This window comes from Pseudomonas sp. NY15364, assembly GCF_048068235.1.
GTDB lineage: Bacteria > Pseudomonadota > Gammaproteobacteria > Pseudomonadales > Pseudomonadaceae > Aquipseudomonas > Aquipseudomonas mendocina_D.
The window spans coordinates 140,811-162,623 of the sequence record NZ_JBLUPX010000009.1; the positions used below are offsets into that span (position 1 = coordinate 140,811).

The 21,813-nt window shown below is 62.4% G+C and carries 19 protein-coding genes and 4 tRNA genes; 22 read left to right on the forward strand and 1 reads right to left on the reverse strand.

What is annotated here, in order from left to right; translation table 11 throughout:
- The first annotated feature begins 122 nt into the window (after positions 1-122).
- From gspL to ACNFCJ_RS10590, 22 genes are all read left to right on the forward strand, one after another.
- A complete protein-coding gene (gene gspL, locus ACNFCJ_RS10485) occupies positions 123-1,262 on the forward strand; it encodes a type II secretion system protein GspL (protein ID WP_416771213.1) in 1,140 nt (379 codons plus the stop codon).
- 5 nt (positions 1,263-1,267) lie between these two features.
- The gene (locus ACNFCJ_RS10490; protein ID WP_416771215.1) at positions 1,268-1,789 is read left to right on the forward strand and encodes a type II secretion system protein M; all 522 of its coding nucleotides are present in this window, start codon (positions 1,268-1,270) and stop codon (positions 1,787-1,789) included.
- 545 nt (positions 1,790-2,334) lie between these two features.
- Positions 2,335-3,108, forward strand: coding sequence for an ABC transporter substrate-binding protein (locus ACNFCJ_RS10495; protein WP_003461902.1), 774 nt, complete (start codon positions 2,335-2,337; stop codon positions 3,106-3,108).
- Positions 3,109-3,286: 178 nt separating this feature from the next.
- A complete protein-coding gene (locus ACNFCJ_RS10500; protein ID WP_416771216.1) occupies positions 3,287-3,976 on the forward strand; it encodes an ABC transporter permease in 690 nt (229 codons plus the stop codon).
- A complete protein-coding gene (locus ACNFCJ_RS10505) occupies positions 3,973-4,671 on the forward strand; it encodes an ABC transporter permease (protein WP_106733826.1) in 699 nt (232 codons plus the stop codon). Before ACNFCJ_RS10500 ends, ACNFCJ_RS10505 begins: the two co-directional genes overlap by 4 nt.
- Positions 4,672-4,699: 28 nt before the next feature.
- On the forward strand, positions 4,700-5,464 hold the full coding sequence (locus ACNFCJ_RS10510) for an ABC transporter ATP-binding protein (protein ID WP_416771248.1): 765 nt from the start codon (positions 4,700-4,702) through the stop codon (positions 5,462-5,464).
- Positions 5,465-5,518: 54 nt separating this feature from the next.
- A complete protein-coding gene (gene argR / locus ACNFCJ_RS10515) occupies positions 5,519-6,499 on the forward strand; it encodes a transcriptional regulator ArgR (RefSeq protein WP_416771218.1) in 981 nt (326 codons plus the stop codon).
- A 419-nt stretch (positions 6,500-6,918) separates the two neighbouring features.
- Positions 6,919-8,139 carry an aspartate aminotransferase family protein gene (locus ACNFCJ_RS10520; protein WP_416771220.1) on the forward strand — a complete coding sequence of 407 codons (1,221 nt, stop codon included), beginning with the start codon at positions 6,919-6,921 and terminating at the stop codon, positions 8,137-8,139.
- 125 nt (positions 8,140-8,264) lie between these two features.
- Entirely contained in the window at positions 8,265-9,281 is a 1,017-nt protein-coding gene (gene aruF / locus ACNFCJ_RS10525) for an arginine/ornithine succinyltransferase subunit alpha (protein ID WP_280079410.1), read from the forward strand.
- Between the two features lie 83 nt (positions 9,282-9,364).
- Positions 9,365-10,381: an arginine N-succinyltransferase gene (astA, locus tag ACNFCJ_RS10530; protein ID WP_416771221.1), complete on the forward strand. Its 1,017-nt coding sequence runs from the start codon at positions 9,365-9,367 to the stop codon at positions 10,379-10,381.
- Positions 10,382-10,444: 63 nt separating this feature from the next.
- Positions 10,445-11,908 carry a succinylglutamate-semialdehyde dehydrogenase gene (gene astD / locus ACNFCJ_RS10535; protein WP_416771223.1) on the forward strand — a complete coding sequence of 488 codons (1,464 nt, stop codon included), beginning with the start codon at positions 10,445-10,447 and terminating at the stop codon, positions 11,906-11,908.
- Positions 11,908-13,254, forward strand: a complete 1,347-nt coding sequence (gene astB, locus ACNFCJ_RS10540; protein WP_416771224.1) for an N-succinylarginine dihydrolase — start codon at positions 11,908-11,910, stop codon at positions 13,252-13,254. The genes astD and astB overlap by 1 nt, the downstream gene beginning before the upstream one ends.
- Before the next feature lie 26 nt (positions 13,255-13,280).
- Positions 13,281-13,559, forward strand: a complete 279-nt coding sequence (locus ACNFCJ_RS10545; protein ID WP_143504319.1) for a topoisomerase II — start codon at positions 13,281-13,283, stop codon at positions 13,557-13,559.
- 92 nt (positions 13,560-13,651) lie between these two features.
- On the forward strand, positions 13,652-14,665 hold the full coding sequence (gene astE, locus ACNFCJ_RS10550) for a succinylglutamate desuccinylase (protein WP_416771226.1): 1,014 nt from the start codon (positions 13,652-13,654) through the stop codon (positions 14,663-14,665).
- A gap of 159 nt (positions 14,666-14,824) precedes the next feature.
- On the forward strand, positions 14,825-15,829 hold the full coding sequence (gene ltaE / locus ACNFCJ_RS10555) for a low-specificity L-threonine aldolase (protein WP_416771227.1): 1,005 nt from the start codon (positions 14,825-14,827) through the stop codon (positions 15,827-15,829).
- Between the two features lie 123 nt (positions 15,830-15,952).
- Positions 15,953-18,577 carry an alanine--tRNA ligase gene (gene alaS, locus ACNFCJ_RS10560; RefSeq protein ID WP_416771229.1) on the forward strand — a complete coding sequence of 875 codons (2,625 nt, stop codon included), beginning with the start codon at positions 15,953-15,955 and terminating at the stop codon, positions 18,575-18,577.
- Positions 18,578-18,679: 102 nt separating this feature from the next.
- On the forward strand, positions 18,680-19,918 hold the full coding sequence (locus ACNFCJ_RS10565) for an aspartate kinase (protein WP_143504313.1): 1,239 nt from the start codon (positions 18,680-18,682) through the stop codon (positions 19,916-19,918).
- 191 nt (positions 19,919-20,109) lie between these two features.
- On the forward strand, positions 20,110-20,295 hold the full coding sequence (gene csrA / locus ACNFCJ_RS10570) for a carbon storage regulator CsrA (RefSeq protein ID WP_003244478.1): 186 nt from the start codon (positions 20,110-20,112) through the stop codon (positions 20,293-20,295).
- 61 nt (positions 20,296-20,356) lie between these two features.
- Positions 20,357-20,447: transfer RNA gene (locus ACNFCJ_RS10575), tRNA-Ser, on the forward strand.
- Between the two features lie 74 nt (positions 20,448-20,521).
- Positions 20,522-20,598, forward strand: a tRNA-Arg gene (locus ACNFCJ_RS10580).
- Between the two features lie 213 nt (positions 20,599-20,811).
- Positions 20,812-20,888 (forward strand) — tRNA-Arg (locus ACNFCJ_RS10585).
- A 70-nt stretch (positions 20,889-20,958) separates the two neighbouring features.
- Positions 20,959-21,035, forward strand: a tRNA-Arg gene (locus ACNFCJ_RS10590).
- 44 nt (positions 21,036-21,079) lie between these two features.
- Here the strand turns inward: ACNFCJ_RS10590 and bamE are convergent.
- Positions 21,080-21,574, reverse strand: a complete 495-nt coding sequence (bamE, locus tag ACNFCJ_RS10595) for an outer membrane protein assembly factor BamE domain-containing protein (protein ID WP_416771231.1) — start codon at positions 21,572-21,574, stop codon at positions 21,080-21,082.
- Between the last annotated feature and the right edge of the window lie 239 nt (positions 21,575-21,813).

Below are 21,813 nucleotides of genomic sequence, written 5' to 3' on the forward strand. Positions count from 1 at the left end.
GCGGCGTTAAAAACAGGCTCGGACTGCTCATTTACAGCTCGTAAACTCCGCGTCCTCGCCTGTTTTTGCCTTGCATGGCTCTAGCTCGCGATGCTTTGAATCGGCTCTACGGAAGAACAAGAATGAACTCGACATGGATATTCCTGCCGCCCGAGGCGTGCCACGACCTGTCAGTGGACCTGCCCGTCATGCGGGGTACGGCAGATGACAGTTGCGCCTTGAGCCTGGCCGAGGCTCTGGCCGATCTGCCGGCACACTGGGAGCTGGTGCTGCCGGTTGAGGCGGTCACCGCGTGCGCCGTGCAATTGCCGACGCAGAAGGCGCGCTGGATGCGCCAGGCGCTGCCGTTCGCGGTGGAGGAGCTGCTGGCCGAGGATGTCGAACTGATGCATCTGGCCCTGGGTGAGCAACTGGCCGATGGCCGTCACCGCGTCTACGCGCTGCGCGCCAGCTGGTTACGCGAGTGCCTGGCGCTGTTCGCGGCGCAGCCGCCGCAGGCGATCCGGGTCGATGCCGATCTGTTGCCGCCCCAGGGCAGTCAGTTGCTCTGGCTGCACTCACGCTGGTTGCTCGGCGGCGAAGCACCTTGGCGTCTCGCCCTGCAGCGCGAGGATTGGCCCGTGCTGGCAGGGCGCTGCCCCGCGCCACATATCGCCAGTGCGCCGGCGGGGCAGGCGCTGCCCGAATCGGTCGATGAAGTGCACCTGTTGGAAGATGCGCATCAGTGGCTGGTGCGTCAGCACGCGAGTGTCGACCTCGCGCAAGGGGAGTTCGCCCTGCGCCAGAGCGGTGACGGCTGGCTACGTTGGCGGCCGCTGGCCGGGGTGCTGGCGCTATGTCTCGTGCTGCAGTGGGGCTTCAATCTCGCGCAGGGCTGGTACTTGCAGCGTGAGGCCGATGCCTATGCCGCGTCCAGCGAGGCGCTGTACCGCGAGCTGTTTCCGCAGGACAGCAAGCTGATCAACCTGCGCGCGCAGTTCGACCAGCATCTGGCGCAGTCTTCGGGCAGCGCCAGCCCGGTGCTCGGCCTGCTGGCCGAAGTGGCGGCGGCGCTGCATGCCGAGGGCGCGCCGCAGGTACAGGTCAATCAGCTCGACTACAGCGCGACCCGTACCGATATGTCGCTGCAGTTGCAGGCACCGGGCTTCGCCGAGCTGGAGCGTTTGCGTGAGCGCCTGGAGGCGGCAGGGTTGTCGGTGCAAATGGGCTCGGCTAGCCGCGAAGCCGAAGGCGTCAGCGCGCGCGTGGTAATAGGAGGATGAGCAGCATGTCGAGAACAGGGTTGAGCGAGAGTCTGCAATTGCACTGGCAGCGTTCGCCGCTGGCGCAACGCTGGCAGGCGCTGCCAGCGCGTGATCGCCTGGCGCTGGCGGCGTTGAGCATCTTCCTGCTGCTGGTGGTGTTCTACCTGGCGTTGTGGCAATCGGCGCAGCGCCATGCCCAGGCCGCGCGCGCCGCGTTCGAGGAGCAGCGCGCGCTTTATACCTATCTGCAGAGTCGTGCGCCGCAGGTGCAGGGGCGTGACCTGCAGCCGCGCGCCAGCCTCGACCCGGCGCGCCTGCAGGGCGTGGTCACGGCGAGTGCGGCGCAGCAGGGGCTGGTGATCGAGCGCCTGGATACCGAGGGTTTTGGTGCGGTGCAGGTCAACCTGCAGCCGGTGGCGTTCGCTCAGTTGCTGCGCTGGATTCAGGCGCTGGAAGAGCAGGGCGTGCGCGTCGAGGAAGCCGGGCTGACCCGCGCCGAGGAAAACCATGTGATAGCGCGGCTTAGCTTGCGTGTGGGTGAGTGACTCGTGCGCTATTGATCGTCACTCCCGCGAAGGCGGGAGCCCAGGTGTTGCGTAACGCCTGGTTTCCCGCCTTCGCGGGAATGACGGCTATTCCAGTGCGTGGTCGTGTACCTATGCGCCCCCTACGGTTTGCGTGGCGCCACGGTAACAGCGCGCACCCGATTGGGCGGTTAGGGAACGTTGGTGCGCCGATACGGTGCTATTTGCAGCACTGGATGACACACGAAAGCGGCGTTGAAGCCCATGAAACGGGCTTTTGCTGATTGATGGCCTGAGTATTGCTGTAGATATCCGTTTATGCTTTTTGCTTGATCACTCCTTTTGCGGGCTGTCAATATCTGCGCCCGGCGCTTCTGGTGCTTCTGTAATTAGTTGTCGCATTGAGGAAATATCGCCTCATTGCCTGCCGCTAGAATGCCGCACACCCAGCCAAGGCCCCTTTGTCGCTTGTCCACCACGACAGCGCAGCACCGCCTTCTACAATCCATAAAAGGCCCGGGCCCCTCACTGCCATCGATGTCATACCCAATTCGAAGGAGCAAAGAATGAAGAAGATCACACTGCTTGGCGCCCTGGCGCTGTCCCTGATGTCGCCCTTGGCCATGGCCGAGAAGCCGCTGCGCATTGGCATCGAGGCGGCCTACCCGCCCTTCGCATTCAAGACACCCGATGGTCAGATTTCCGGCTTCGACTACGACATCGGTAACGCCCTGTGCGAAGAGATGAAGGTCGAGTGCAAGTGGATCGAGCAGGAGTTCGACGGTCTGATCCCGGCTCTGAAAGTGCGCAAGTTCGACGCCGTGCTGTCGTCCATGTCGATCACCGAAGACCGCAAGAAGTCCGTGGACTTCACTGGCAAGTACTACGCCACCCCCGCCAAGCTGGCGATGAAAGCCGGTACCGAAATCAAGGACCCGCTGGTCGACCTGAAAGGCAAGAAGATCGGCGTGCAGCGTTCGTCCGTGTATGACCGTTACGCCACCGACATCTTCGCTCCGGCCGGCGCCGAGATCGTCCGTTACAGCTCGCAGAACGAAGTGTTCCTGGACATGCAGTCCGGCCGTCTGGATGCCACCCTGGCTGACTCGGTGAACATCGACGACGGTTTCCTCAAGACCGACGCTGGCAAGGGCTTCGCATTCGCCGGCCCGGACTTTACCGACGTGAAGTACTTTGGCGAAGGCCAGGGCATTGCCGTGCGCAAGGGTGACCAGGCGCTGGCCGACAAGATCAGTGCTGCCATCCTGGCCATCCGTGCCAACGGCAAGTACAAGGAAGTGCAGGACAAGTACTTCGACTTCGACGTTTACGGCGAGTAAGCGTCCCAGGCAAAAAAAGTGGCACAACCTGAAAAGGGTTGGTGCCACTTTTTTCTTGGTTCTGCGGAGTTGGTTCTTGCTGGCGTTGGCTGAATGCCAACCGTGCGACCCGTCGCGTGAGCGACATGAATTTTCTTTGTGCTAGGCGGCGCCTGGGGTGCCTGAGAGGTATTAGCGCATGCTTCAAGGCTACGGCTCGACCATTCTCGATGGTGCCTGGCTCACTCTGCTTCTGGCGCTGACGTCGATGGCCGTGGCGATCTGTCTCGGACTGCTGGGTGCGGCCTTTCGCTTGTCACCGGTGCGTTGGCTGGCGGTGTTGGGCGATACCTATGCCACGGTGATTCGTGGCATCCCCGATCTGGTGCTGATTCTGCTGATCTTCTACGGCGGCCAGGACATGGTGAACCGCATCGCGCCCATGGTCGGCTATGACGATTACATCGACATCAACCCCTTCGTCGCTGGCGTGTTCACCATGGGCTTCATCTTCGGGGCCTACCTGTCGGAAACCTTCCGCGGCGCTTTCATGGCGATCCCCAAGGGGCAGGCGGAAGCCGGCGCGGCCTATGGCATGAGCGGGATGCAGGTGTTCTTCCGTATTCTCGTGCCGCAGATGATCCGTTTCGCCATTCCCGGTTTCACCAACAACTGGCTGGTGCTGACCAAGGCCACCGCGCTGATTTCCGTGGTCGGCCTGCAGGACATGATGTTCAAGGCCAAGAGCGCGGCCGACGCGACGCGTGAGCCGTTCACCTTCTATCTGGCGGTAGCGGGGTTGTACCTGGTGCTGACCAGTGTGTCTTTGCTGGCGCTGCGGTTCCTCGAGAAACGGTATTCGGTAGGTACCAAGGCGGCTGACCTATGATCTTCGACTATCAAATGATCTGGGAGAACCTGCCGCTGTACTGGGGCGGCGTGCTGGTTACCGTGAAAATCCTGCTGATCTCCCTGGCGGTCGGCCTCAGCCTGGCTCTGCCGTTGGCGCTGATGCGGGTGTCGAAATCGCCCTGGGTCAACTTCCCGGCCTGGCTCTACACCTACGTGATTCGCGGCACGCCGATGCTGGTACAGCTGTTTCTGATCTATTACGGCCTGGCTCAGTTCGAGTTCATCCGTGACAGCTTCATGTGGCCGTATTTCTCCAGCGCGACCTTCTGCGCCTGCCTGGCGTTTGCCATCAATACCAGCGCCTACACGGCGGAAATCCTCGCCGGCAGCCTCAAGGCCACGCCGCCGGGTGAGATCGAGGCGGCCAAGGCCATGGGCATGTCGCGAGCCAAGCTGTACCGGCGCATCCTGCTGCCGTCCGCGCTGCGCCGTGCGCTGCCGCAGTACAGCAACGAAGTGATCATGATGCTGCACACCACGTCGCTGGCGTCGATCGTGACTTTGATCGACATCACTGGCGCGGCGCGTACCGTCAGTTCGCAGTACTACATGCCGTTCGAGGCCTTCATCACCGCCGGCCTGTTCTACTTGGCGCTGACCTTCATCCTGGTGCGCCTGTTCAAGCTGGCCGAACGCCGCTGGTTGGCCTACATGGCCCCGCGCAAGGGCTGATGCCATGACGATTCAAGAGAACCCGAACATGTACAAACTCGAAGTTCAGGACCTGCACAAGCGCTACGGCAGCCATGAGGTGATCAAGGGCGTGTCGATGGCAGCCAAGGCGGGCGACGTGATCAGCATCATCGGCTCCAGCGGCTCGGGCAAGAGTACCTTCCTGCGCTGCCTGAACCTGCTCGAACAGCCGCATGCCGGCAAGATTCTGCTTAACAACGAAGAGCTGAAGCTGGTGCCGGCCAAGGACGGTTCGCTGCGTGCCGCCGATGCCAAGCAACTGCAGCGCATGCGCTCGCGCCTGGCCATGGTGTTCCAGCACTTCAACCTGTGGTCGCACATGAGCGCCCTGGAAAACGTCATAGAAGCGCCGGTGCATGTGCTCGGCGTGAGCAAGGCCGAGGCCCGCGACAAGGCTGAACATTACCTGGCCAAGGTCGGCGTCGCGCACCGCAAGGATGCCTACCCGGCGCACATGAGCGGTGGTGAGCAGCAGCGCGTGGCCATCGCCCGTGCCCTGGCCATGGAGCCGGAGGTGATGCTGTTCGACGAACCGACTTCGGCGCTTGACCCGGAACTGGTCGGCGAGGTGCTCAAGGTGATGCAGGACCTGGCCACCGAAGGTCGCACCATGGTGGTGGTGACCCACGAAATGGGTTTTGCCCGCGAAGTGTCGAACCAGCTGGTATTCCTGCACAAGGGGCTGGTGGAAGAGCGCGGTTGCCCCAAGGAAGTGCTGGCCAATCCGCAATCCGAGCGACTGCAGCAGTTTCTTTCCGGCAGTCTCAAATAATAAGAAGCTAGACTGCGCACTGAACCGGTGCACAGCGGACCTGAACAGACACTAATGACGCCTCATCGAATCGGCTTTTTGTATTGGCCTGGCACCAAAGCCCTGACCTTGTCTCTGGCGGAGGAAGCCCTGCGTGTTGCCCAGCGCGTGCATCCGGAAGTGGTGTACGAGCTGGTGTTCCTCCAGGCCGAGCCGCTGGCTGCGGGTGACTGGCGTCTGCCGGGCGAGCCCTGGGTCGGGCATCTGGAAGGGTTGGACAAGCTGTTCCTGCTCGCTGATACGCCGCCGGCGCAGGTTTCCGCCGGCCTGGCGGCGGCGCTCAAGCAGCAGGTGCGCAGCGGTTGCGTGATCGGCGGGCTGTCTGCCGGGGTCTATCCGCTGGCTCAGCTCGGTTTGCTCGATGGTTATCGCGCGGCGGTGCACTGGCGCTGGCAGGACGACTTCGCCGAGCGTTTCCCCAAGGTAATCGCCACCAGCCATCTGTTCGACTGGGATCGCGACCGGCTGACTGCCTGTGGTGGCTTGGCCGTGCTCGATCTGCTGCTAGCAGTGCTGGCGCGCGATCACGGTGCCGAACTGGCCGGTGCGGTGAGCGAGGAGTTGGTGGTCGAGCGCATTCGCGAGGGCGGTGAGCGTCAGCGTATTCCGCTGCAGAATCGCCTCGGCTCCAGCCATCCCAAGCTGACCCAGGCAGTGCTGCTGATGGAAGCCAACATCGAGGAGCCGCTGACCACCGACGAGATCGCCCAGCACGTGTGCGTGTCGCGTCGCCAGCTCGAGCGCATCTTCAAGCAGTACCTCAATCGCGTGCCCAGCCAGTATTACCTGGAGCTGCGCTTGAGCAAGGCGCGCCAGCTGCTGATGCAGACCAGCAAGTCGATCATCCAGATCGGCCTGTCCTGCGGATTTTCCTCGGGGCCGCATTTCTCCAGTGCCTACCGCAACTTCTTCGGCGCCACGCCGCGCGATGATCGCAACCAGCGTCGCAGCAACAGCCCCTTCGAGCTGACGTCGACGCCGGTCGAGCGCGGTTGAGGCGGCGTCTTCTACAAGCTTGTCTCCCCTCTCCCGCTTGCGGGAGAGGGGCGGGGGAGAGGGGCTGTCCGACACTCCGAGTTGCCTGAGCCACCCTCTCCCCAGCCCTCTCCCATAAATGGGAGAGGGAGTAGGTCGTGCATGGTTACGCAAACACGGGTTTCGATACCGCCCGGTCAGCCTGCGGAGATTTTTTCTGGCAGCGTGCTCCAGGCGGCGATCTGCGATTAAACTGCGCCTTTCCGACGCTTTCTGTCGCTTGGACGAAAACCCGCGGAAAACCTGGGGTGGCGCTATAAGAAGTTGTCGCATGGCGACAATGCCGGCCCCGATTCAGTCCCTACAATCCTTGCATTCCCTGTCGTTTCGGGCGCTTTGCCGCCTGCCAGCGGCCGGTATTTCTCATCAGGAGAGCTTTGATGTCCGTTCAGCACGATGCGGTGCAACGCGCCGATTTCGACCAGTTCATGGTCCCCAACTACGCCCCTGCTGCCTTCGTACCCGTGCGCGGCCTGGGTTCGCGAGTCTGGGATCAGAGCGGTCGAGAGCTGATCGACTTCGCTGGCGGCATCGCCGTCAACGTGCTTGGCCATTGCCACCCGGCGCTGGTCGCGGCGCTGACCGAGCAGGCCAATACCCTGTGGCACATCTCCAACGTGTTCACCAACGAGCCGACCCTGCGCCTGGGCAAGAAGCTGGTCGAGGCGACCTTCGCCGAGCGCGTGTTCTTCTGCAACTCCGGCGCCGAGGCCAACGAGGCTGCGTTCAAGCTGGCGCGGCGTGTCGCTCATGACCGTTTCGGGCCGGAGAAGCACGAGATCATCGCGGCGACCAACAGTTTCCACGGTCGTACCCTTTTCACCGTCAGCGTCGGTGGCCAGCCGAAGTACTCCGACGGTTTCGGGCCGAAGATCCAGGGCATCACCCATGTGCCGTACAACGATCTGGAGGCGCTGAAAGTCGCCATCTCCGACAAGACCTGCGCGGTGGTGCTGGAGCCCGTGCAGGGCGAGGGCGGCGTGCTGCCGGCGGACAAGGCCTATCTGCAAGGTGCCCGCGAGCTGTGTAATGCGCACAACGCGCTGCTGGTATTCGATGAAGTGCAGAGCGGTATGGGCCGTACTGGCGAGCTGTTCGCCTACATGAATTACGGCGTGGTGCCGGACATCCTCTCCAGTGCCAAGAGCCTGGGCGGTGGTTTCCCCATCGCGGCGATGCTCACCACCACCGATCTGGCCAAGCATTTCTCGCCTGGTACCCATGGCACCACCTACGGTGGCAACCCGCTGGCCTGTGCGGTGGGCGAGGCGGTACTGGATATCGTCAACACTGCCGAGACGCTGAACGGCGTCAAAGCCAAGAGCGAACAGTTCAAGACCCGCCTGCTGGCGCTGGGCAAGCAGTACGGCCTGTTCGAGCAGGTACGTGGCATGGGCCTGCTGCTTGGCTGCGTACTCAACGAGGCGTGGATGGGCAAGGCCAAGCAGGTGCTCGATGCCGCTACTGCCGAGGGTCTGATGATTCTGCAGGCCGGCCCGGATGTGGTGCGTTTCGCCCCGAGCCTGGTGGTCGAAGATGCCGATATCGAAGAAGGCCTGGCCCGTTTCGAGCGTGCGCTGAGCAAACTGACTGCGGCCTGAGCTCTTGCTGACTGACTGTGGGAGGGGCTTTAGCCGCGACAATCGCCGCTGAAGCGCCTCCCACGGTTGTCCGCCTGACCCTTGCTGCGAGTCCTATAGATTCCGTGTTTTAGAAGGAGTGACCCATGCTGGTGATGCGCCCTGCGCAAATGGCGGACCTGGCGGATGTGCAGCGACTGGCCGCTGACAGCCCGGTGGGTGTCACTTCCTTGCCGGACGATGCAGGTCGGCTGGGTGACAAGATCGCCGCATCGGATGCGTCGTTCGCTGCCGAAGTCAGTTTCAATGGCGAGGAGAGCTACTTCTTCGTCCTCGAGGACACCGAGAGCGGCCGCCTGGTCGGCTGTTCCGGCATCGTTGCCTCGGCGGGCTACTCCGAGCCCTTCTACAGCTTTCGCAACGAAACCTTCGTGCACAACTCGCGCGAGCTGAAGATCCACAACAAGATTCACGTGCTGTCGCTGTGTCATGACCTGACCGGCAACAGCCTGCTCACCAGCTTCTACGTCGAGCGCCCGCTGGTCAGCAGCGTATTCGCCGAGCTCAATTCGCGCGGGCGCCTGCTGTTCATGGCCGGGCACCCGGAGCGCTTCGCCGATGCCGTGGTGGTGGAGATCGTCGGTCACAGCGACGAGAACGGTGATTCGCCGTTCTGGGACGCGCTGGGGCGCAATTTCTTCGACATGACCTACGCCGAGGCCGAACGCCTGTGCGGCCTCAAGAGCCGCACCTTTCTCGCCGAGCTGATGCCGCATTACCCGATCTATGTGCCGCTGCTCTCGGACGAGGCGCAGGAGGCCATGGGCCAGGTGCATCCGCGTGCGCAGATCACCTTCGACATCCTCATGCGCGAAGGCTTCGAGACCGACCATTACATCGACATCTTCGATGGCGGCCCGACCCTGCATGCGCGCACCTCGGGCATTCGCAGCATCGCGCAGAGTCGCCTGGTGCCGGTGAAGATCGGCGAGGCCGAGGCCGGCGGACGCCAGTATCTGGTCAGCAACGGTCAGTTGCAGGACTTCCGCGCCATCGTTGCCGATCTCGACTGGGTGCCGGGCAAGCCCGTGGTGCTCAGTGTGCAGGCGGCCGAGGTGTTGGGGGTCGGGGAAGGTGCCAGCGTCAGGTTGGTCGCTGTTTAACAGGCTCTGCTCCGGCTGGAGCGGGCGCCCCTTTGAGGGCGGATGAGAGTGCCGACGGTACTCTTGAGGAATCTGGAGGATTTATGATCGTTCGTCCCGTGCGCAGCGCCGACTTGCCGGCCCTGATCGACCTGGCTCGCAGTACCGGCGCCGGCCTGACCACGCTGCCGGCCAACGAGGAGCGCCTGGCGCATCGGGTCGGCTGGGCGGAGAAGGCCTTTCGCGGCGAGGCCGAACGTGCCGATGCCGACTACCTGTTCGTACTCGAAGACGATGCCGGCAAGGTGGTGGGCATTTCTGCGGTGGCCGGTGCTGTCGGCCTGCGTGAGCCTTGGTACAACTACCGCGTCGGCCTCACGGTCAGTGCTTCGCAGGAGCTGAACATCCATCGCCAGGTGCCGACGCTGTTCATGGCCAACGACCTGACCGGCAATTCCGAGTTGTGCTCGCTGTTCCTGCATGCCGATCACCGCAGCGGCCTCAACGGCCGCCTGCTGTCTAAGGCGCGCTTTCTGTTCATCGCCGAGTTTCGCGAGCTGTTCGGCGACAAGGTGATCGCCGAGATGCGCGGCATGTCCGATGACCGCGGGCGTTCGCCGTTCTGGGAAAGTCTTGGTCGGCATTTCTTCAAGATGGAGTTCTCCCAGGCGGACTACCTCACCGGCGTTGGCAACAAGGCTTTCATCGCCGAGCTGATGCCCAAGTTTCCGCTCTATACCTGCTTCCTGTCCGAAGATGCACGCGCCGTGATCGGTCGGGTACACCCGGACACCGAGCCGGCGCTGGCCATGCTCAAGGCCGAGGGCTTCAGCTACCAGGGCTATGTCGACATCTTCGATGCCGGCCAGGCTATCGAGGCGGAAACCGCGAAGATCCGCGCCGTACACGGCAGCCAGAACCTGGTGCTGGCCATCGGCACGCCAGGCGATGACGCCGAGCCTTTCCTGATACACAACCGCAAGCGCCAGGATTGTCGCATCACCGCTGCGCCTGCGCGTCTGGCGGCCGGCACCCTGGTGGTCGATCCACTGACCGCCAAGCGTCTGCGCCTTTCCGCGGGTGATCAGGTGCGTGCTGTGACGCTGTCGGCGCACCGCTGAGTTATTGGTTTTGCGCGGCGGCCCAAGCCGGCCGCCGGAAAATGCTGGGAGTGGTAGAACAAGATGAACACTCATTACATCGCAGGTCAGTGGCTGCCCGGGCAGGGCGAGTCGCTGCAATCGCTCGACCCGGTCAGCCAGGCCGTGCTGTGGCAGGGCCAGGGCGCCACGGCGGCGCAGGTCGATGCCGCCGTAAGCGCTGCACGGGGCGCGTTCTCGCTGTGGGCCGCGCACTCGCTGGACGGCCGTATCGCCGTGCTGGAGCGTTTCGCCGCCTGTTTGAAGTCACGTGCCGACGAAGTCGCCCAAGCGATTGGTGAGGAGACCGGCAAGCCGCTATGGGAAGCCGCCACCGAAGTGAACAGCATGGTGGGCAAGGTCGCCATTTCCATTCAGAGCTACCGTGAGCGCACTGGCGAGAAGAGCGGCCCGCTGGGCGATGCCACTGCGGTGTTGCGGCATAAGCCACATGGGGTGGTGGCGGTGTTCGGTCCCTACAACTTCCCGGGTCACCTGCCCAATGGGCATATCGTGCCGGCGCTGTTGGCCGGTAACTGCGTACTGTTCAAGCCCAGCGAGCTGACGCCGAAGGTGGCTGAGCTGACCGTGCAATGCTGGATCGAGGCCGGGCTGCCCGAGGGCGTGCTCAACCTGTTGCAGGGCGGCCGCGAAACCGGCGTCGCCCTGGCTGGCCACCCCGGCATCGACGGGCTGTTTTTCACCGGCTCCAGCCGCACCGGCAATCTGCTGCACGCCCAGTTCGCCGGGCGCCCAGACAAGATCCTGGCGCTGGAGATGGGCGGTAACAACCCACTGATCGTCGATCAGGTCGCGGATGTCGACGCGGCGGTCTACACCATCGTCCAGTCCGCATTCATCTCTGCCGGCCAGCGCTGCACCTGCGCGCGCCGTCTGCTGGTGCCGCAAGGGGAGTGGGGCGATGCGCTGCTGTCGCGACTGGTACAGGTTGCCGGACAGATCAAGGTCGGTCGCTTCGACGAGCAGCCGGCGCCGTTCATGGGTTCGGTGATTTCCCTACTGGCCGCCGCGCAGCTGATGCAGGCCCAGCAGGACTTGCTCGCCAAAGGCGCTACGGCATTACTGGCGATGACGCAACCGCAGGTCGATGCTGCGCTGCTGACGCCCGGAATTCTCGATGTCACGGCCGTGAGCGACCGTCCTGACGAAGAATTCTTCGGCCCGCTGTTGCAGGTGATTCGTTACGACAGCTTCGAATCGGCCATCGCCGAGGCCAATGCCACGGCTTATGGTCTGGCCGCTGGCCTGCTGTCCGACTCGAAGGCGCGCTTCGAGCAGTTCTGGCTGCATAGTCGCGCCGGCATCGTCAACTGGAACAAGCAGCTCACCGGTGCTGCCAGTACCGCGCCGTTCGGTGGTATCGGCGCGTCGGGCAACCATCGCGCCAGTGCCTACTACGCGGCGGATTACTGCGCCTACCCGGTGGCCGGGCTGGAAAGCGACAGCCTGAGCCTGCCCGCGACCCTGACTCCGGGAGTGACTCTGTAATGGCTGCCTATGAGATGAACTTTGACGGCCTGGTCGGGCCGACTCACAACTACGGCGGGCTGTCCTACGGCAACGTGGCTTCGCAGAGCAACAGTCAGGCGGCATCCAATCCCAAGGAGGCTGCCAAGCAGGGCTTGGCGAAGATGAAGGCGCTGATGGACATGGGCTTCAAGCAGGGCGTACTGGCCCCGCAGGAGCGCCCGGATGTCGCGGCGTTGCGCCGCCTGGGTTTCACCGGCAGCGATGTCGAGGTGATCCAGCGCGCTGCACGTGAGGCCATGCCACTGCTGGTGGCGAGTTGCTCGGCTTCGAGCATGTGGACGGCCAATGCCTGCACCGTCAGCCCTAGCGCCGACACGGCGGACGGGCGTGTGCACTTCACCGCGGCTAACCTCAACTGCAAGTTCCACCGTAGCATCGAGCACCCGACCACCAGTCGTGTGCTGCAGGCGATGTTCGCCAACCCGGCGCACTTCGCTCACCACCCGGCGCTGCCGGCAGTGGCGCAGTTCGGTGACGAGGGCGCAGCCAACCACACGCGTTTCTGCAAGGGTTATGGCGACGCCGGGGTGGAGTTCTTCGTCTACGGGCGCAGCGCCTTCGACGCTCGCTATCCGGCGCCGGCGCGCTATCCGGCGCGACAGACCCTGGAGGCCAGCCAGGCGGTAGCCCGTCTGCATGGGCTAAGCGAGGCGGGTGTGGTCTACGCCCAGCAGAATCCGGCGGTGATCGATCAGGGCGTGTTCCACAACGACGTGATCGCTGTGGGTAACAGCGAGGTGCTGTTCTATCACCAGGATGCTTTCCTCGAAACAGACAAGGTGCTGGCCGAGCTGGGTGACAAGCTGGCTCGTCGTGGCGGCAACTTCCAAGCCGTATGCGTGCCAGGCTCTGCCGTCAGCGTGCAGGACGCGGTGCGCTCCTACCTGTTCAACAGCCAACTGCTGAGCCGTGCCGACGGCAGCATGCTGCTGGTGGTGCCGGAGGAGTGCCGGAACAATGCCAGCGTCTGGCGCTATTTGCAGCAGCTGACGGCCAGCGGCGGGCCGATCCGCGAGGTGCGCGTGTTCGACCTCAAGCAGAGCATGCAGAATGGTGGTGGCCCGGCGTGCCTGCGCCTGCGCGTGGCGCTCAACGAGCAGGAGCTGGCGGCGGTCAATCCTGGCGTGGTGATGAGCGACGCGTTGCACGATACCTTGGTGGCCTGGGTCGACAAGCATTACCGCGACCGCTTGAGCGAAGCCGACCTGGCCGACCCGCAATTGCTGACCGAATGCCGCACGGCATTGGATGAACTGACGCAGATCCTTAAACTGGGCTCGGTCTATCCTTTTCAGATAGCCTGAACCTGACCTCGATTCCCGGAGATTGTATGAGCGACGCGCTGCAACTGATTCTTGAAGACAACGATGGCACTCAGCTGGAAACCTCCTGCAGCCGCTTTGCTGTGGTCTGGCAGGGCAAGGAACTGTGGGTCCAGGCAGTTGGCGATCAGTTGCTGATCGGTGTCGACGTGGAGGAGGGCGATACCGAGTACGTCAACCTGCTGTTGCGTCCGCAGGCCACCAACCTGGTCAGCCTGCAGCTGGAGATGGAGCCGATGATTGTCGACGAGGATGATCATGTTCATGGCCCGGACTGCAATCACTGATCGAACCTTGTAGGAGCGAGCTCTGCTCGCGAAAACGCTTGTTCGCTCGCGACGCTCGCTTCTACCAAAATGCTGCGAACCAAGGAGTCCCCATGCTTGCCCTCGGCAAACTGCTTGAACTGACCCTGGCCGGCCACGAGCCGTCGGCGAAGATTCAACTGACGCCCGATGGCACGCGTCTGCGCTGGCTCGATGAAGGCGCGCTGGAGGTGACCCCGCCTGCAGCGCGCGACAACGGCCTCGACCTGCTGCTGTCGGCCGGCGTCCATGGTAACGAAACCGCGCCAATCGAGCTGCTTGATCGTCTGTTGCGCGGCATCGCGCGCAACGAGCTGCATCCGGCGGCGCGCATTCTCTTTCTGTTTGGCAACCCTGAGGCCATGCGCCGTGGCGAGCGTTACGTCGAGCAGGACCTCAATCGTCTGTTCAGCGGCCGTCACGAGCAGTCCAGTGGCTTCGAGGCCATCAGGGCCTGCGACCTCGAGCACCTGGCCGTCAATTTCTTCGGCAAGGACACCGGTCGCACGCGCCTGCACTACGACCTGCATACCGCCATCCGCGCGTCCAAAATCGAGCAGTTCGCTCTCTATCCGTGGCAGGAGGGGCGTGCACATTCCCGTCGCGAGCTGGAGCGTCTGCGTGCTGCTGGCATCGAGGCGGTACTGCTGCAGAACAAATCGTCGATTACCTTCAGCGCCTATACCTACGCGCAACTCGGCGCCGAGGCCTTCACCCTGGAGCTGGGCAAGGCGCGTGCTTTCGGCCAGAACGAACTGGTCAACCTCGATCTGCTGGAGAACGCGCTGCACGCGCTGATCGAAGGGCGCGAGGTAATCAGTGGTGAGCCGACCCTCGATGACATGCAGCTGTTCGCCGTGTCGCGCGAGGTGATCAAGCACAGCGATAGTTTTCAACTGCATGTGCCTGCGGATATCGAGAACTTCACCGAGCTGGAGCCCGGCTACCTGCTTGCCGAGGATATCGCCGATACCCGCTGGATCGTGGAAGAGCAGGGCGCGCGCATCATCTTCCCCAATCCCAAGGTCAAGAACGGCCACCGCGCTGCCATTCTGATCGTCCCCGACGATGGCGCCGGTTTGGCATAGCGGCGTATGTTGCAGGGCTTCAGCCGCGACGTTGCGTCGTATTGATCGCCGCTAAAGTGCCTACCACGGCAGTCCGCGATTTTGCCCTCAACTGTATCTTTCACCGTCCGAGCGACCTCTTTAGCATGGGCCTTTCGCCAATTGCCGGGAAAGCCTGTCATGCCCTTGATCGACCTGCGTAGCGACACCGTTACCCAACCCACTGCTGCCATGCGCGAAGCCATGATGGCTGCCGAGCTGGGCGATGACGTGTATGGCGAAGACCCCACGGTCAATCGTCTGGAGGTCTGGCTGGCCAATGAACTGGGTTTCGAGGCGGCGCTGTTCGTCCCCACCGGCACCATGAGCAACCTGCTTGGCCTGATGGCTCACTGCGAACGCGGTGACGAGTACATCGTCGGCCAGCAGGCGCATACCTATAAGTACGAGGGCGGCGGCGCCGCCGTGCTCGGCTCCATCCAGCCGCAACCGATCGAGGGTGAAGCCGACGGCTCGCTGGACCTGGCCAAGGTCGAGGCGGCGATCAAGCAAGACGACTTCCACTTCGCCCGCACCCGCCTGCTGGCCCTGGAAAACACCATGCAGGGCAAGGTGCTGCCGCTCGATTACCTGGCTGCCGCCCGCGAAATGACTCGCCGTCGTGGTTTGAGCCTGCACCTCGATGGCGCCCGCCTGTATAACGCGGCGGTCAAGCTCGGTGTGCCGGCGCGCGAGATCACCCAACACTTCGATTCGGTCTCGGTGTGCCTGTCCAAGGGGCTCGGTGCGCCGGTCGGTTCGGTGCTCTGTGGCAGTACGGCGTTGATCGCCAAAGCACGCCGTTTGCGCAAGATGGTCGGGGGTGGCATGCGTCAGGCCGGCGTGCTGGCGGCAGCAGGCTTGTATGCGCTGCAGCATCAGGTCGAGCGCCTGGCCGAGGATCACGCCAAGGCCGCACATCTGGGCGAGGCGCTGAGTGAGCTGGGTTACAGCGTCGAGCCGGTACAGACCAACATGGTCTATGTGCAGCTCTGTGAACGCGCCGGCGCAATCAAGGCCTTTATGGCCGAACACGGCATCGCCGTCACTGCGGCGCCGCGCCTGCGCCTGGTAACCCATCTGGATGTGGGCAGCGAAGGCATCGAGCGAGTGATCGAGGCATTCGCCGCTTTCCGCTCTCATTGAGCAAGATGCCGGCAGTTCATAGCTGTCGGCTATCAACAAGGTACTAGCCGCAGGCGACAGGCCCGATATAATGCGGCCCTTTGCCGGCTTTTGCCGTGGCCGCCTGATTCCGTGGATATCCCTATGAAAAGCGCAGAAATCCGTGAAGCCTTCCTGAGCTTCTTCGAAGAAAAAGGGCACACCCGTGTCGCTTCCAGCTCGCTGATTCCGGCGAACGACCCAACCCTGCTGTTCACCAACGCGGGTATGAACCAGTTCAAGGACTGCTTCCTGGGCCTGGAAAAGCGCGCCTACACCCGTGCCACCACCAGCCAGAAGTGCGTGCGTGCCGGCGGTAAGCACAACGACCTGGAAAACGTCGGCTACACCGCGCGTCACCACACCTTCTTCGAAATGCTGGGCAACTTCAGCTTCGGCGACTATTTCAAGCGCGATGCCATTCATTACGCCTGGGAATTCCTGACCTCCGACAAGTGGCTGAACCTGCCCAAGGAAAAGCTCTGGGTCACCGTCTACGCCACCGATGACGAGGCCTATGAGATCTGGAACAAGGAAATCGGTGTTCCGGCCGAGCGCATGATTCGCATCGGCGACAACAAGGGCGCGCCGTACGCCTCCGACAACTTCTGGGCGATGGGCGATACCGGTCCGTGCGGCCCTTGCACCGAGATCTTCTTCGACCACGGCGAACACATCTGGGGCGGCCCACCCGGCAGCCCGGAAGAAGATGGCGACCGCTACATCGAGATCTGGAACAACGTGTTCATGCAGTTCAACCGCACTGCAGATGGTGTGCTGCACCCGCTGCCGGCGCCGAGTGTGGATACCGGCATGGGCCTGGAGCGCATCAGTGCCGTGCTGCAGCACGTCAACTCGAACTACGAGATCGACCTGTTCCAGAACCTGCTGGCTGCCTCGGCCAAGGCCATCGGCTGCAGCAACGAAGGCCAGGCCTCGCTGAAAGTGGTGGCTGACCACATCCGTTCCTGCAGCTTCCTGATCGCCGACGGCGTGACCCCGTCCAACGAAGGCCGTGGCTACGTGCTGCGCCGTATCGTGCGTCGCGCCTGCCGTCACGGTAACAAGCTGGGTGCCAAGGGCAGCTTCTTCTACCAGATCGTCGCCGCCCTGGTGGCCGAGATGGGTGAAGCCTTCCCCGAGCTCAAACAGCAGCAGGCGCATATCGAACGCGTGCTGAAAACCGAAGAAGAGCAGTTCGCCAAGACCCTGGAGCAGGGCCTGAAGATTCTCGAGCAGGATCTGGCCGGCCTGCAGGGCTCGGTAATCCCGGGCGACGTGGTGTTCAAGCTGTACGACACCTACGGCTTCCCGGTCGACCTGACTGCCGACATCGCCCGCGAGCGCGAGCTGTCTGTGGACGAAGAGGGCTTCGAGCGTGAAATGGAAGCGCAGCGTGAGCGCGCTCGTTCCGCCAGCGCCTTCGGCATGGACTACAACGCCCTGGTCAAGGTCGACAGCGACACCCGCTTCCTCGGTTACGAAGGCACCAGCGGCAGCGGCAAGATCATTGCCCTGTTCAAGGCCGGTGCTGCGGTCGACAGCCTCGCCGAAGGCGAAGAGGGCGTGGTGGTGCTGGATCAGACCCCGTTCTACGCTGAGTCCGGTGGCCAGATCGGAGACTGCGGTTATCTAGAGAGCGCCGGCGTGCGCTTCGATGTGCGCGACACCACCAAGGCCGGCGGCGCCTTCCTGCACCACGGTGTGGTGGCCAAGGGCGGCCTGAGTGTCGGCACCAGCGTCAAGGCTGAAGCCGAAGCCAGCGTGCGTCAGGCCACCGCGCTGAACCACTCCGCGACTCACCTGCTGCACGCCGCGCTGCGTCAGGTGCTGGGCGATCACGTCCAGCAGAAAGGTTCGCTGGTCGACAGTCAGCGCCTGCGTTTCGACTTCAGCCACTTCGAGGCGATCAAGCCCGAGCAACTGAAGCAGCTGGAAGACATCGTCAACGCCGAGATTCGCAAGAACTCCGAGGTCGAGACCGAAGAAACCGATATCGAGACTGCCAAGGCCAAGGGCGCCATGGCCCTGTTCGGCGAGAAGTACGGTGATCAGGTACGTGTGCTGAGCATGGGCGGCGACTTCTCCGTCGAACTGTGCGGCGGTACCCACGTATCGCGTACCGGCGACATCGGTCTGTTCAAGATCACCAGCGAAGGCGGCGTGGCCGCTGGCGTGCGTCGTATCGAAGCGGTCACTGGCGCCGCTGCGCTGGCCTGGCTCAACGGTGCCGAGGAACAGCTCAAGGAAGCCGCCTCCCTGGTCAAGGGCAGCCGCGACAACGTGCTGGACAAGCTCTCGGCTCTGATCGAGCGCAACCGTCAGCTGGAAAAGGAGCTGGAGCAGCTCAAGGCCAAGGCCGCCAGCGCTGCTGGCAATGACCTGGCTGGTTCGGCCGTGGACGTGAAGGGCACCAAGGTGCTGGCTGCGCGTCTCGATGGTCTGGACGGCAAGGCGCTGCTGGCGCTGGTCGACCAACTGAAGAACAAGCTGGGCAGCGCTGTGATCCTGCTCGGCGGCGTGTTCGACGAGAAGGTGGTACTGGTCGCTGGTGTAACCCAGGACCTGACCTCCAAAATCAAGGCCGGTGACCTGATGAAACAGGCCGCCGCAGCAGTGGGCGGCAAGGGCGGTGGTCGCCCGGACATGGCCCAGGGTGGCGGCGTTGATGCCGGCAAGCTGGATGAAGCCCTGGCCCTGGCCGCAACCTTGGTCGAACAAGCTTCGTAACGAGCGAGAAAGCGGGGCCCGCAGTGCGTCCGGCGGGCCTTGGCAGTATGACCCGATGCGGGTTTAATGGGCGCCCTTCGAGGAATCAGGCGGCTTTTTGAAATGGCTTTGATCGTACAGAAGTTTGGGGGCACCTCCGTCGGCACCATCGAGCGCATCGCGCAGGTGGCCGATAAGGTGAAGAAGTTCCGCGAGAACGGTGACGACATCGTCGTCGTGGTTTCCGCTATGAGCGGCGAAACCAACCGCCTGATCGATCTGGCCAAACAGATCACCGATGGCGAGCCGGTTGCGCGTGAGCTGGATGTGATGGTGTCCACCGGTGAGCAGGTGACCATTGCCCTGTTGGCCATGGCGCTGATCAAGCGCGGCGTGCCGGCGGTGTCCTACACCGGCAACCAGGTGCGCATCCTCACCGACAGCGCGCACAACAAGGCGCGAATTCTGCAGATCGATGACCAGAAGATTCGTGCCGACCTCAAGGCCGGCCGCGTCGTCGTGGTCGCGGGTTTCCAGGGCGTCGACGAGCACGGCAACATCACTACCCTGGGTCGTGGCGGCTCCGATACCACCGGTGTGGCTCTGGCCGCAGCGCTGAAAGCCGAGGAGTGCCAGATCTACACCGACGTCGATGGTGTCTACACCACCGACCCGCGCGTGGTGCCCAAGGCCCAGCGTCTGGAAAAGATCACCTTCGAAGAAATGCTGGAAATGGCCAGCCTAGGTTCCAAGGTGCTGCAGATTCGTTCGGTGGAATTCGCCGGCAAGTACAACGTCCCGCTGCGCGTTCTGCACAGCTTCCAGGAGGGCCCGGGCACCCTCATTACCCTTGATGAAGAGGAATCCATGGAACAGCCGATCATTTCCGGCATCGCTTTCAATCGCGACGAAGCCAAGCTGACCATCCGTGGGGTGCCGGATATCCCAGGCATCGCCTTCAAGATTCTCGGCCCGATCAGCGCCGGCAACATCGAAGTGGACATGATCGTGCAGAACGTTTCGCACGATAACACCACCGATTTCACCTTCACCGTGCATCGCAACGACTACAACAACGCCCTAAGCGTGCTGCAGAAGACCGCAGACGAGCTGGGCGCTCGTGAAGTGGTCGGCGACACCAACATTGCCAAGGTGTCCATCGTCGGTGTCGGTATGCGTTCCCACGCCGGTGTCGCCAGTCGCATGTTCGAGGCCCTGGCCAAGGAGACCATCAATATCCAGATGATCTCCACCTCCGAGATCAAGGTGTCCGTGGTGATCGAAGAGAAGTACCTGGAGCTGGCGGTACGCGCACTGCATACCGCCTTCGAGCTGGATGCTCCGGCCCGGCAGGGCGAGTAATTCCACTGATTTGAAAGGCGCGGCTGGTTCCGCGCCTTTCGTCTTTTTGACTGGTATGCGGGAACTTTCTTTCTACGCAGGCTGGTCAATACTTGGGTGGAGGCTTTCATGCTTGATTTAGCAGGAAGCCGGCACCATTTTCTTTTTGCAGACTGTTGTCCTGAGAAATGTAATCCGTTGAGGAGAAAGGAATGCTGATTCTGACTCGCCGGGTCGGAGAGACCCTGATGGTCGGTGATGATGTGACTGTCACCGTGTTGGGTGTGAAAGGTAACCAGGTGCGCATTGGTGTCAATGCGCCGAAAGAGGTTGCCGTACACCGTGAAGAAATCTACCAGCGCATCCAGAAAGAGAAGGGTGACGAACCAAGCCACTAATTTTTCTACAAATTTTTGTTTGCAAACGGGGAAAACATGTTTATCATGCGCCCCGTGTTGCGGAGAGGTGGCCGAGTGGCCGAAGGCGCTCCCCTGCTAAGGGAGTACACCTCAAAAGGGTGTCGGGGGTTCGAATCCCCCCTTCTCCGCCATTATTCAGCGAGTCGGGCGTAAGTCGGGCTGGCGAATCACCAGAGGTGATCTGGTATAAAAGCACCAAGTAAGTGGACTCATAGCTCAGCTGGATAGAGTACTCGGCTACGAACCGAGCGGTCGGAGGTTCGAATCCTCCTGAGTCCGCCATATTCAAATGGCTTGCATCGCTGCAAGCCATTTTGTTTCAACCAGCGGTGATCTGGTCTAAAAGCGCCATAAGGTCGCACGAAAGCGTAGCGAGCGAAGGGTAGGCGAGGCGAAAGCGAACGAAGAAGCGCAGTTTAGTTTTCTAAATGAGCATTCTGAGTTCGGTTTCAACGAAGCATAACCAAGCGCAGTAGCTTTCGGGTGATCTGTAACGGACTCATAGCTCAGCTGGATAGAGTACTCGGCTACGAACCGAGCGGTCGGAGGTTCGAATCCTCCTGAGTCCGCCATATTAAATGGCACTGCAGCGATGCAAGGTCATGTTTCAGCCAGCGGTGATCTGGTCAAAAAGCGCCAAATGGACTCATAGCTCAGCTGGATAGAGTACTCGGCTACGAACCGAGCGGTCGGAGGTTCGAATCCTCCTGAGTCCGCCATACCGAAAGGGCCTGCAGCAATGCAGGCCCTTTTTATTTGTGCGTTATTTCTTCACGCAGCCGGCTTCGTCGAAGCTGATCTGTCGGCTGTTCCCGCCTTTGCGTTTCTCTCGGTAATGGTAGCGCTGCTGCCCATTGCTGCTGGTGACTCTATCTGGCTTGCCCAGGCTGCTTTCCACGTCGGCGCGGCTCATGCCGGGGCGGACTTCCTTGCGGATGATCGCCTGGCGTCTCTCGCGGCTGGTCAGCAGGTTGTCGCAACCATCGTCCTGTTGGCCAACGATGACCAGCTCGCCACTGCCGGTCGAGGTGGTTGCTGCGCGCCGGCTTGGGTCCGCGAGAGGGATTGCCTTGCCGCTGCTGGGGGTGTGGTTGCGCGTATCCTGCAGGTGCGGCTCTTGATCGTCGGCGCAGCCGTGGCGGGTGAAGGTGACATGGCCATTTGCACTCACGCAGCGGAACACACTGGCCGCTGAGCTGTCTGCAATAGGGTAGAGAAATGCAGCGGCCAATAGCGCTGCGAAGTGCAGTCCTCGCATGGGTCGTCCTCCCTGACGTTTACCTGCTTCAGGTTAGACCATTTTTTCGTACTCGCCAGGGTGTCCTGGTGCGGATGGCTGGCGTCGCATAGCTAGGTTTTCATGCGAGATCGAAGTTTGTGATGCAAGCAATTGTTCTTGCCGCGCTTTTGTCACGTACAAAGCTGTTTTGCGGTGTTATGATTCGCCGCGTCAGCCCCGCCGGGGCTTGTGGAATACCACCATGGACTTACCCAGTA

Coding starts and splice junctions, on each gene's coding strand:
- gspL (WP_416771213.1), top strand. CDS start 123: ATGAACTCGACATGGATATTCCTGCCGCCCGAGGCGTGCCACGACCTG.
- ACNFCJ_RS10490 (WP_416771215.1), top strand. CDS start 1,268: ATGTCGAGAACAGGGTTGAGCGAGAGTCTGCAATTGCACTGGCAGCGT.
- ACNFCJ_RS10495 (WP_003461902.1), top strand. CDS start 2,335: ATGAAGAAGATCACACTGCTTGGCGCCCTGGCGCTGTCCCTGATGTCG.
- ACNFCJ_RS10500 (WP_416771216.1), top strand. CDS start 3,287: ATGCTTCAAGGCTACGGCTCGACCATTCTCGATGGTGCCTGGCTCACT.
- ACNFCJ_RS10505 (WP_106733826.1), top strand. CDS start 3,973: ATGATCTTCGACTATCAAATGATCTGGGAGAACCTGCCGCTGTACTGG.
- ACNFCJ_RS10510 (WP_416771248.1), top strand. CDS start 4,700: ATGTACAAACTCGAAGTTCAGGACCTGCACAAGCGCTACGGCAGCCAT.
- argR (WP_416771218.1), top strand. CDS start 5,519: ATGACGCCTCATCGAATCGGCTTTTTGTATTGGCCTGGCACCAAAGCC.
- ACNFCJ_RS10520 (WP_416771220.1), top strand. CDS start 6,919: ATGTCCGTTCAGCACGATGCGGTGCAACGCGCCGATTTCGACCAGTTC.
- aruF (WP_280079410.1), top strand. CDS start 8,265: ATGCTGGTGATGCGCCCTGCGCAAATGGCGGACCTGGCGGATGTGCAG.
- astA (WP_416771221.1), top strand. CDS start 9,365: ATGATCGTTCGTCCCGTGCGCAGCGCCGACTTGCCGGCCCTGATCGAC.
- astD (WP_416771223.1), top strand. CDS start 10,445: ATGAACACTCATTACATCGCAGGTCAGTGGCTGCCCGGGCAGGGCGAG.
- astB (WP_416771224.1), top strand. CDS start 11,908: ATGGCTGCCTATGAGATGAACTTTGACGGCCTGGTCGGGCCGACTCAC.
- ACNFCJ_RS10545 (WP_143504319.1), top strand. CDS start 13,281: ATGAGCGACGCGCTGCAACTGATTCTTGAAGACAACGATGGCACTCAG.
- astE (WP_416771226.1), top strand. CDS start 13,652: ATGCTTGCCCTCGGCAAACTGCTTGAACTGACCCTGGCCGGCCACGAG.
- ltaE (WP_416771227.1), top strand. CDS start 14,825: ATGCCCTTGATCGACCTGCGTAGCGACACCGTTACCCAACCCACTGCT.
- alaS (WP_416771229.1), top strand. CDS start 15,953: ATGAAAAGCGCAGAAATCCGTGAAGCCTTCCTGAGCTTCTTCGAAGAA.
- ACNFCJ_RS10565 (WP_143504313.1), top strand. CDS start 18,680: ATGGCTTTGATCGTACAGAAGTTTGGGGGCACCTCCGTCGGCACCATC.
- csrA (WP_003244478.1), top strand. CDS start 20,110: ATGCTGATTCTGACTCGCCGGGTCGGAGAGACCCTGATGGTCGGTGAT.
- bamE (WP_416771231.1), bottom strand. CDS start 21,574: ATGCGAGGACTGCACTTCGCAGCGCTATTGGCCGCTGCATTTCTCTAC.